At 42.0% G+C, this 12,125-nt stretch carries 5 protein-coding genes; all 5 read right to left on the reverse strand.

Features of this window, described 5'->3' with window-relative positions; genetic code table 11:
• Window positions 1–38: 38 nt before the first annotated feature.
• Window positions 39–3,479: a SusC/RagA family TonB-linked outer membrane protein gene (locus OKW21_RS22720; protein ID WP_277483837.1), complete on the reverse strand. Its 3,441-nt coding sequence runs from the start codon at window positions 3,477–3,479 to the stop codon at window positions 39–41.
• Between the two features lie 1,720 nt (window positions 3,480–5,199).
• Window positions 5,200–6,636, reverse strand: coding sequence for a RagB/SusD family nutrient uptake outer membrane protein (locus OKW21_RS22725; RefSeq protein ID WP_277483839.1), 1,437 nt, complete (start codon window positions 6,634–6,636; stop codon window positions 5,200–5,202).
• A gap of 13 nt (window positions 6,637–6,649) precedes the next feature.
• Window positions 6,650–9,685: a SusC/RagA family TonB-linked outer membrane protein gene (locus OKW21_RS22730; protein ID WP_277483840.1), complete on the reverse strand. Its 3,036-nt coding sequence runs from the start codon at window positions 9,683–9,685 to the stop codon at window positions 6,650–6,652.
• A gap of 560 nt (window positions 9,686–10,245) precedes the next feature.
• On the reverse strand, window positions 10,246–10,578 hold the full coding sequence (locus OKW21_RS22735) for a hypothetical protein (RefSeq protein ID WP_277483843.1): 333 nt from the start codon (window positions 10,576–10,578) through the stop codon (window positions 10,246–10,248).
• A gap of 29 nt (window positions 10,579–10,607) precedes the next feature.
• On the reverse strand, window positions 10,608–12,122 hold the full coding sequence (locus tag OKW21_RS22740; RefSeq protein ID WP_277483845.1) for a SusD/RagB family nutrient-binding outer membrane lipoprotein: 1,515 nt from the start codon (window positions 12,120–12,122) through the stop codon (window positions 10,608–10,610).
• Between the last annotated feature and the right edge of the window lie 3 nt (window positions 12,123–12,125).

Consider the following 12,125-nt stretch of genomic DNA (forward strand, 5'->3'; position numbering starts at 1 on the left):
TGGCAGCTTTCACTGCCAGCATTGAATTATGTCGGTTATTAGAATGTAACAGTCAAGTTAACACCATAACGCTGTGTGGTAGGATAAGCACCGTAGTCAAAACCCTGAACGTTAGAACCAGCAGGCTCCGCCAGTATTTCAGGGTCAAAGTTCAGACCTTCCAGGAAGTTAGGTGCTCTAAACCAGAGGTTACGTCCGGTAAACATCACTCTTACTGAGCCAAAAGGAGTAGTCTCCAATACACTGGCAGGGAGTGTATAACCCAGACCAACTTCTCTCAGGCGAATGGTAGTAGCGTCGTATACGTTTACTTCATCCTGTCCGTAAGCACCCCATCCATTGGTGAAGTGATAGTCAAAGGCGGTAACCGGTGTTGTGTTCACGATTTTTTCTCCATTTTCGTCAAGCACAGCCTCAAAAGTTTGAGGACTACCATAAACGCCAGGCACTACTCTCAGTCCCTCACGATCTTCTGAGATTTTCAGCTGACCTCTCAGCAGCAAAGACGCGGCTGTTGCAGAGTAAATATCTCCGCCCTGTCTCCAGTCTAATAAGGCTCTCAGCGTGACCCCTTTGTACGTAAAGGTATTGGTAATCCCTAAGAGGAAATCCGGGTTAGGGTCGCCAATAACATCGTTGGTAGGAAGAGGGAAAGGCAAGCCGGTATTTTTGTTAATCAGCAGATTACCTTCATCATCACGCGCGTTCACACTACCATAAATCTGACCATAAGGTAAGCCTGCTCTATGCAGTGTCCCCAAAGTAGTTAGAGGTCCACCCACGAATATCTCGCCGGCAGGTCCGGCATCAATAACTTCTGTCTTGATTTTGGTGAATGCAGAATAGACATTCCAGGTAAACCCACTGGCAGTACGTACAGGAGTCAGGTCCAAACCAATCTCCCATCCACGGTTTTGTAGTTCACCAATGTTTACCCATTCCGTATCAAAACCGCTGGTAGCAGGTAACTTAGCCTGCGCGATCTGATCGGTAGAACTACGGTTAAACCAGGTCACATCTACGCCAACACGACCGTCAAAAAGTTGGGCTTCTACCCCTACTTCTGTTTCGGTAGTAAACTCTGGCTTCAGGTTAACATTGCCAAGCGCATCCTGCAAGGTTGCCCGGTTGTAGTCAGTAGAACCAATGGTAGCGGGCTGCAGTATGCTGTAGTAAGTAGCCGTCAGATATGGATTAGGCTCATTACCTACCTGGGTTCTGGCAGCACGTACTTTAGCGAAGTTCAGGATATTTCCCCCTATGTCAAAGGCATCAGTTACTACAAATGAGGCACTAACACCCGGATAGAAGTAGCTCCTATTGTTTACCGGTAGTGTAGATGACCAGTCATTTCTTCCCACTACGTTCAGGTACAGGTAGTCATTATAAGAGAATTGCAGGTCAGCGTAGGCTGCATAGTAGCGGCGTAATTCGCTATAGTCCCAGTTTACAGTAGTCTGGGTAGTAGCATCCACTCTGTACAGGCCTTCTAAACCATCAGAGATGATACCAGAACCGGTTACCTTTCTACGGCCTCTTTCCCTTTGGTTGACGTTGAAACCTACTATACCACGGAAACCAAAGGACTCATTAATATCTTTAGTAACTGTAGCGATGAAGTTATAATCCTGCTCGGTATAAGTTACATCTTCAGTATAAATTCTACCCGCAGGCAGGGAAGCGCCACCACTTCTTACAACATCTCTACGGGCGTCACCATAGGTATTGATACCACCTTTGGCTGTCAGGTTAAGCCAGTCACCGATATCATAAGATAAAGTCATGTTACCATAGATACGGTTTACATCACTGCTGTAGCTGTTATACTTCGCAATCCAAAGTGGGTTATCCAGGGCACGATAGAATACGTTTGAACCGTCAATAGGGCTTTCAAAAGGATATCCGTTCAGGTTGTAGTTACGAGGAAGGTAGTACAACCTCTGGAACAATGAAGTAGAAGTAGCCGTAGTATAGTCAGCGTAAAAACTACCTCCGGACTGTGGAGTTTGCTGGGTAGTGTTTACGTAGGTCACATTACCAGAAATAAATAGCCCGTTCTCCAACTGCCCGTTACCGCCAAAGCTCAAACTGGTACGTGTAGCCTCAGAATTAGGTACGATACCCTGATTGGTCATGTGCGAAACGTTTCCTGTAAGGCTGGCATTTTCTCCTCCTGAAGTAATGTTAATACTATTTTCAATTACACTTCCCTGATCGAAGAAGCCTCCCACGATATCATAAGGCTGAAAAGGCACATCTATACCTACCGGCGTACCTGTTCCCCACAGAGGATCGTTGGGGTCAGTGATAAAACCGCCACCAACAATATAGCCTTTCACGAGCTCAGGGAAAAGCAAGTCATAACCCTCACTTCTTCCAACAGAAGTCATTACTAAGGGATGAGGAACAAAACCGGCAGGTGTAGCAGGCACAATTACACTACCATCCTCTGCGGTTTCCCCTCCATAGATAATCTGAGAATAGTTGGTGCCGTACTGCTCGTTCAGACGGTCCACATGATTAGGGAAAGGGGCTCCCCAGTTACCGATAAAGCCTGCATTGTATAACTGGTTGGAACCCTGTGAATATACATCCTGATAATCAGGTAAGTTAGAAACGTTTTCTATGTTATAAGAACCGCTATACGTTACTTCCAGTCCTTTCTTGGTATTTTTCTTGGCAGCCTTGGTCGTGATTACCACCACACCATTAGTAGCTCTTGATCCATAAAGGGCAGCAGCAGCAGCACCTTTCAGTACAGTCATAGACTCTATGTTGTTAGGGTCAAGGTCAAAAGCCCTGTTAGAGAAAGCAGAGTTATCTACTGCTGCACTCGCGCCCGGATCCGTAGGGTCAAATGCGTTGGTAGAGTTATCAAAAGGAATACCATCTACTACAAAGAGCGGCTGGGTATTACCAGTAAGGGATGAGATACCTCGAATGTTGATTTTGGTAGACTGACCGGGAGCGCCACCACCACCGGTAATATTTACACCGGGGAGCTTTCCCTGTACCGCTCTTAAGGGATCAGGCTCAGAAACCTGGGCGATCTGCTCGTTGTCTACACTGGCTACTGAGTACCCTAAGGCTTTCTTCTCACGCTCAATACCAATGGCAGTAACCACCACTTCAGAAAGCTGCTGGGCATCTGACTCCATTACTACATCGATTACTGAGCGACCATTGATCTCAATTTCCTGTTGAAGCAGACCAATGAAGCTGAATGCCAAAACATTTGCATCGCTTGGTACGCTAATACGATAGTTACCATCAATGTCTGTTACAGTACCTTTAGTAGTACCTTTCACGATCACGTTCACACCGGGTAGCGGTGTTCCATCTTCAGCAGAAGTTACGGTTCCTGAAACTGCATTTTCCTGCGCATATACACTCTGCGCGATCACCAATGCAAGCATCAGGCTTCCCAACTTTCTGATGAGGTTTCCCCATGCGGGGAGGCTAGTAGAATTACCTCTCATAAAACTGACAATTAGTTAAAATTAAACATACCACGAAACTCAGATGACTTACGACATGTAAACTATGTTGCTTTAGATTAAACTATTATACTTACCGATTTATACTCTACTGCTTTATTTAAATATTGAGTATAGATTGAGCAAGAAATAAATAAATCTTACATGCCTAAGAAAAAAAACACCGTAAAAGTAAATTTTAAATTTTAAAATTCAATCTTACTCACTGATAATTTTAGTATTTAATTTTACTTTTACTACAAAAGATAAAATTATTGATAAGGGAATAAATAATGACATTTATCAAAATATTGATTATTCTTTATTTTCATTGATAATAGCAAACCTTTATCATTATATTTTTTGTAAAACTAATGCTTATTTTAAGCAATTATTAAAAATAAAATAAATTTAAATATTATTTTAAAAATTTTAGCAATGTCATTTACTCAATCTGGACTTTTATAAAGCCAATTTCAGAATAAAAATACCCTCCTCACTCCCTCTTACTTCTTAAAATTATTAAAAATGTTACCTGGAAGTATTTTAAATTTCGAGCCTTACAAATCCCAGGTCAATAGTAAATATTACTCAAAAGATTTCTTACTAAGAAGTAAGTATTTTTGAGTGCACTTAATAAAGCATGTAACAGAGGATAGCTTTTAAAAGCTGGAGACTTTTATGCTCATGAAAAAGAGGAATTGCCATGGTTTACAGAGAGAAAAAACTAATCGCTTTGAACGTTTAACATACCTTATCCGATCCACAGGCTCGCTGCATTACTTAAAGCACATCATATCGCTTACTTCTGAGTGATAACGGCCGAATACTCTCTGTTTTGGTATCTTGTGCCAAAGGTCAATTTATTGGAAGCCCGCTACAATTATGATGAAAAGCCGGTAGGCGCAAGCGTGTGTATTTCAAGGTGCATTAACGGCCGTTATTTCTAACTCTTTTACTAAAGTCTGTGCTTGTTAAGTCAAAAGGCTATTCATTTTACACTATTCCGTAAAATTACGATCCTCGTACGGATCATTGATATCGTTCTGATTTTGAAGAGAAAGCCTTGCAGCTTTTCAATGGCAGTGCTCAAAGGGTATAGACAAGCAAAAGAAGGTAAAAAAAGCTTAAGCCAGGCTTTATCGGACCTGCCTTAGGGTGAGCAGATGCTAATGTAGAACCTAAACTAGAGCCCACAGCTCCTAAGCTAGGGAGAGCAGACCCTAAGTTAGGGGCTGTGGGCTCTTTTTTTGCCTTCTTCAGGCTTTATGTCATGCTACTGATGCCTAACTTAACTTCATAAATTATGGTGAAGCCTAAGGAGGGGCCAAATTTTACTCATGATATCTAAAACAAAGCTTAATGGAAGCTGGCCAAACAAATAAAACTGGGGAAAGCACCGGCCGGTATTATTGCAAGCTTTACTGCAATCTGTCTAACATAAAAATAAAATAGCTCTATCGTGTTACTTAGTTTCTTATCTATAAAATCAAAAGAGGTACTTTATAGCAAGAATTACGTACATATTACACCAAGTAAAAACAGTAAGTTTTAAAAGAGCCAGATAAGTTTTGGGCTTAGGGTTCTTTGCGCCGATAACACTGAGGAAATAAAAAAAAGCACTTTACTCATAAAAAAGAGCAAAGTGCTTTGATAAAAATCAACCGTATGAGCTAATACCAGAATAAGCGGCATTTTGACTCAAACTAGGCTTCAAATCCGTTTATGGATTAGGTTCAAGCATTGGATTTATATTTAACTGAGACTGAGGGATAGGCCAAACGGCCTTAGGATCTCCAGCCACTACTCCAACACCCGCATCCGTAATTGCAACACTTGAGGGCGCTTCTGTTCTCAAAGGCTTACCAGTCCTTAATAAATCCATTCTCCGGTGTCCTTCAAAAGCAAGTTCTTTACGTCGCTCGGTATAAATAGCCTCAAGCAATTCAGTAGCAGAGGCAAAGTCTCCTACAGTCCAGGCTGTAGTTAATCCTGCTCTGTTCCGGATCTCATTGACCAGGCCAATAGCTTCTTCATTTATTCCATTCAACTCTACTAATGCCTCTGCTCTATTTAGCATTATTTCTGCAAGTCTGATAGCAGCATAGTCGCTTGAGTTATCGTTACCATTGTCATATTTCAATGTGTAAATGGCAGGTTCACCACTGAAATTCACATCTTCAACATAAAAATCGCCTCTCAAATCCTCAGGTTCTTCCTCAAAAAGCGCTAACAAATCAGGAGAGAATTCACCATCACCTCTACCACCTTGATCTCTTCCTGTATAATAGCTATCCCAGGAACCGCTGCTGGTTTCTGCATCGCTATCACTTTGAGGGTCAGTGGCATTATTTTCAATAGAGAAAATGATCTCATCGCTGATCGTATTATAAAATGATAGATCATTGCTTAAAGAATAATTTTCAGATGATATCACTTCTTCAGCTTTCTGTGCAGCCGCTGTCCAATCTTCCATATATAGATACAACCTTGACAACAGTGCAGTTGCGCTATAAGAGGAAGCAAAGCCCTGCTCAGCTGTAGGAGACAAATTTTCCTCAGCAAATAGCAAGTCCGCTTCTATTTGACTATAAACTTCAGCCAGTGTATTTCTGGGCAAATTAATTACCTCACCGGTAAAGGGCTCTAAATAAAGGGGGACACTCAAGTTTGACCCTTGACTAACCCCATAAGGCTGAGAATACAAGTTGGCAATCATAAAATAAGTAATTGCTCTTACAAACCTAGCCTCACCTTCCAGCGCTAACTTTTCTTCATCGGTGGCATCCTCAATAAGAGGGGCATTTGCAATGATGGCATTGGTACCTAATATTACCTGATATGAATCTCTCCATACTTCATCTACAGTACTATTGCTATTGTTAACAGCATAATTATTAAAATCCTGAAGTGAAGGAAACGATCCGGTAAAATTCACATTGTCAGTAATGAAATCGGAAATAAACTGAGGCTGACTTCCGAATACATGCAAATCCTGCATCAAGTCATACGTACCAATCAGCACACCATTTGCATTGTTGTAGTTAGCAAAAGCTTGATCTTCAGATAAAGATTGCTCCGGTGTGATTTCATCCAAGCTATCGTCACATGCACTAAACGCTAATGTGCACGATAAAAAAATTATATATATTCTTTTCATGTTTCGTCTCATTTTAAAAACCAAGGGTTACACCCACTGTTACTTGTCTGGCATTAGGCGAGGTAAAGAAACTTTCTCCATACATGCTACCAGCCGTTGTTCCAGAATTATTGACTTCAGGATCAGATCCATTGTCATAAACATCACTGGCAAATGTAGCCAGGTTTTGCCCCATCACATATACTCTCGCAGCGCGTAATATATTTGTATTTTCCAGTAGTGATCCTGGAAGCTGATAGGAAAGCGTGATGTTCTTTAACCTGATATAACTCGCATCAAATAAGTGCCTGGTAGATTCATTGTCCCAGAAAGACATGGTAGGACTGGAATATGCAGGTGCAAAAGCATCACGATTATCTTCTGTCCATGAATCTAATACACGAACGGTATTATTAAAAGCGCCGCTTGCGGCAATATTTTCAGCAAATTCATTATCCGCAATATATGCATGTCCTCCGCTTACAAAGTTGAAAAATACGTTTAGTGATAAGCCTTTGTACGAAAGTGTATTGGTAAAGCCTCCAGTAGCCTTTGGCAAAGCCGATCCGGCATATGCATATGGCGCTGCATTATAATCAGTAGTAGGATTTCCGTCCTCACCTACCCATTCCGCATCACCAGTCTCTGGATTGATACCAACATACTCCTTCAAATAAAACTCGTTAGCAGACTTACCTTCTGTAGCTCTAGCCTCATCTGTAAAAGAAGCAACTGACACATATAAGTTGCCCTCTGGGTCTACCTGAGCAGTCTCAGGCAGCTTGGTTACTTCATTGTGTAGAAAACCGACATTAAATACTGCAGTCCACCTAAGGTCACCTGCATTAAGAATGTCTCCGGAAATAGATAAGTCTACCCCTGTATTTTCCATTTCACCGAAGTTTTGAGTTCGGCTAGGGAATCCGGTTGTATACGGCAGAGGGACATCAAGCAGGATACCGTCCGTAGCTTTGATCCAGTAGCTCGCATCAACACGTAATCTACTATCCAGAAAATGAGCATTGATGTTAACATCAAATTGGGAAGTTGTTTCCCAGGTCAGGATTGGATTAGCAGGTTGTGAGTAATACAAACCTGGAAGGCCATTATAGTTAACTCCTCCGTAAAGACCTAACGCTCCAAAGTTGTCAATTCTATCATTTCCACTAGAGCCATAGCTTGATGACAGCTTAAGGAAATTTACCACATCATTTTCAGGAAAAAATTCTTCTTCGCTTATTAACCATGAAGCAGAAACAGCACCAAAATTTCCATATCTTTTGTCAGCACCAAATCTGGATGAGCCATCCCGTCTAAAATTTCCTTCGATAATATATCTATCAGCAAAGTTGTAGTTCAATCTTGCAAACAATGAAGATATAGCCCATCCGGTTCCGGTATTTGAGGCAGTAACAGGTTCGGATCCTGAGCCTGTATTAGGTAAATCATCAGAAATATAGCCGTTAGCTTCCACCAAGATATTATCTCTGGTGGATTCTTCATAACTCTGTCCAAGCAGTACGTTAATGGTATGCCTCCCAAAAGGTTTAACATAATTCAAGGTGTTGGTGGTCAACCATTTACTATCCTGAACAATTTCTTTGGAGCCATAACCATCCGGAGTAAGTACATCAGCTTCACGTACCTCTTCTTCCACCTGAACATAATCCATGCCCCAGTCTGTTTTAAATGTAAGCCCTTCTAAGATATCAAGTTCAGCAAATGCATTTCCAGTATTTCTTCTGGAAGTTAAATCAAATCTGAAAGCACCATCTTCTAAAAGCAATGGATTGTTAAACCCTGCTTGTTGAAGATTTCCCTCTGCATCATATGCCTGCGCAAAAGGCGTATTGAGATACTGAAGTGTCCAGGGAGAGTAGGTAGAGTTTTCTGCTGAAATACGGTCATTTTTAAGATTGGATGTTGCAAAATTAACTCCCAGCTTTAGCCGATCATTTGCCTGATGTGTCAGGTTCAATCTACCATTCAGTTTATCAACTTCATTTCCTATAACATAGGATTCACTGTTGAAATAAGTTCCTCCCACATAAAAGGTGGTTTTTTCACTACCACCACTTGCATTAAGCGAGTATGAACTCAATTTTCCAGTTTGGCGTACAATGTCCACCCAATCAGTTCCACTCGCCGGGAAAGTACCAGGATCAACACCTAAACCTTCTCTTAGTTGAGCGTATTGATCATAATTTAAAACTTCTTTTTCCACGGTAGGCTGGTTTATTCCCGTGAAATAATCAAAGTTGATTTGAGTCTTTTCGCCCGCCTTACCTTTTCTAGTAGTGATCAGAATCACCCCGTTTGCTCCACGTGAGCCATATAAAGAAGTGGCAGCCGCATCTTTCAATACAGTCATGCTCTCTATGTCATTGGGGTTCAAGTTGATTAATGGATTAAGCGGAGTAGCCCCGGAAGCACTGGAGTATGCATCAGTACCCGATGCATCATTTAGTGGCACTCCATCTATTACATAGAGCGGGCTGTTTCCTGAAGTAAAAGAGGTAATACCTCTAACCCTCACTGTTTGTGCCGAACCAATGATTCCGGAAGATGATGTAGACTGTACTCCGGCGGCCTGTCCCTGTAGGGCTTCCTGAGGAGACAATATGGGGAAATTCTCAAATGCACTGGCATCAACAGTTTCAACCTGCTGTGTATTTAATGCTTCAGAGGAGGCGCCATATGCCTGTACGACAATCTCACTCAGCTGCCTTGCATCTTCAGCCATTTCCACATCAATTGTTGAGCGTCCTTCAATAGTTACTTCCTGTTCTTTTAAACCAATAAATGAGAAAACAAGAATGGTAGCATCCTGAGGAATGTTCAGTCTGTAGTTTCCGTCAATGTCGGTGACAGTACCTACGGTAGTACCTTTAACGATAACATTCACGCCTGGTAAGGCTTCACCTGTTTCTGCTGAGCTCACTGTACCTGAGACAGTGTTTTGCGCCCATGCAGTATTCAGGCTAAAAAGGGCGATCATCAAGCTCAAAAGACCGACCATAATTGGGCGGTATCCGAACGATGATACGTGTTTTGTAGTGTTTACACGCATATTTGTATGATTTATGTTGAAAGAAAAAAAAGCAAAATCGATCTACCTTATTCAAAACTCATCTGTGAAAATCCAGGCTAAATGAACAGATGGTATTAATAAAGTAGCTTGTTTATATCATTATACTATTGAGTGAATGTTAATAGCCTACTTTACTTATGTAAATGACGAAATAAAAGTTAAAATTTTAGATAAAATATTTGCAAACTTATAGTTATGATTTAAAAAAACAAGTATGCATGCAGAATAATTATTTTTTAAATAATTATAAAAACTATTAGTATTATTGATGATTACATAAAATACCTAGGAAAAAGTAAACTTTTTTTCATGAACCTGAAGCTTAATGGAATGCCTGCACTTAGAATAACGCCCTTCTTCGTATTACCAAAGTTTAATTTTTACAATATATATTTTAAAAGCTCTTTGATTTGAAGTTTTAACCTTAACCCTCTTGGAATGTTTTGCGGGAGTTGAAATCTAGGAAACGCATTATGTCGCTTCATAAAAAAACCTCCACAACGAATGCGGAGGCTTTTCATCAAAGTAATTTTTGTGATTTATTCAACCATGACGGTCATCTCACCTTCATATGTTCCATCTGTCACCATAATGGTATAGGTTCCAGCCGTAGGAAAATCTACATATACATACTGTCCTTCATCGGCTGACTCTATCGGATCCCCATTTAGTGTCCAGTTGTAAGATTTATCAATTGTAAAGCCTTCCACATAATAGGGTTCTTCTGAGGCACCTATTACTACCTCATCACTTCCTTGTATGATCAGCGTATCGCCTGCCCTCCAATCAATATTCTCCTCCGGTTCTTCACAGGAAGTAAATACAAACAGACTACCGAGCAATATGACTAAGCATATTTTATACATTTTCATAATCTAATATTTTTCAGTTTCAACAGTTATTAGTTTACGTCCCACCAAAGTCGGGTGCCCAGCAAATCAGGACCTTGTCTGTCAATGGCTTCCTGGTAGCTTTCCCGGTTAAGGTTTTGCTCGTCTACTGGGTAAGTAACCCTGAGCGGGATGCCGTCTCCTACCAAAGCTCCGGCAGCAGGGGGTTCAAGCACACCAGTAAAATCCAGTCGTCTCCATTCGGTCCAGCCCTGTATACCCTGCATATAGAGTGCAAGCCACTTTTGCTCACCGATAGACTGTTTCCAGTTCGCAGGATCATAAGGAGCCTGGTTGGAATAGTAGTTTTCTATGGTAGCTGCATCAAGTACATCGCCACCTTGCGCTGCCCAATACTCCATAGAGGCAGTAATGGCCTGATTGTAATAAGTTGCGGCATCACCCCCTATGAACCCTCTGGCAGCGGCTTCGGCCATAGTAAACAGTACTTCGGCATAATCCATGTACACCCCGGGAGCCTCAGCACTCAGTACTTCTTCACTGGGCTGAGACACCGCGCTGTTAGGAATGGCCCCTGCCTGTGCCTGGCTAAGGCCATAGGTAAGGCCCACGTACTCACCACTGGCATTAGGCGCAGCATAGTAATCAATGCGAGGGTCATTGTTTTCTTTTAAATAATCAATGAGGGGCTCACTTGCAGCAAAATCCGCTCTTGTTTTACGGTCCTCATTCAGTGGATTGTTATTGGGTACGGAGGTCATGTAACGCAGCAGTGCGTTATCATCATTGCTACTGAAAACACCGGCTTGCACAGCTTCTTCAATTGCTGCTGAAGCCATATCAGGAGCTACATCGGCCATCCTGATCGCTACCCTCATTTTTAAGGAATTGGCAAACTTTTTCCATTTTTCCATATCCCCATCGTAGATCAGGTCACCGGTTACGAAGCCCGGCTCGCTTACGTTGATCATACTGTTCGCCTCTGTCAGTTCTGCCAGCAGGTCGGTATAAATTTCTTCCTGAGGCGTATAAGCAGGGCTTACCTGATCTGCCCCCTGAAGGGCTTCTTCGTAAGGTACATCCCCCCATATATCCGTGATAATCTGAAACATCCAGGCTTTCATGATTTTGGCTACTGCAATCTGGTTTTCAGTACCACCGTAAGCTGAAAAGTCGGTAGGGCGCTCCTGATTAAGGCGGATAATTTCCTGTAGATCGCGGATACCGCCGCCATTAGGATCTCCCGCCAGGGCAGCATCTCTGCCGGCATAGTAGTATAACCAATAGTTATTATTGACCCCCTGACGAAGCTGATAGCGGCTCTCATCCGTGTATTCATTGGCAGCCCAGTACTGAGCGTACAACATACCGAAACGTCCATTATGCCACTCATCCCAAATGTGGTCCATCAACTGCTTTTGCGCAGAAGTCAGCAGCGAAGTAGTGGGTACTACCGGTGGCTGGTTGGGATCAGTATTCATTTCCTCAAAATCCTCGCAGGCGCTCACACTAAACATGAGCGTAGCCAGGACCAATATTTTGATAGGATTTACTATATATTTCATCGT

This window comes from Catalinimonas alkaloidigena (genome assembly GCF_029504655.1).
In the GTDB taxonomy this organism is placed as follows: domain Bacteria; phylum Bacteroidota; class Bacteroidia; order Cytophagales; family Cyclobacteriaceae; genus Catalinimonas; species Catalinimonas alkaloidigena.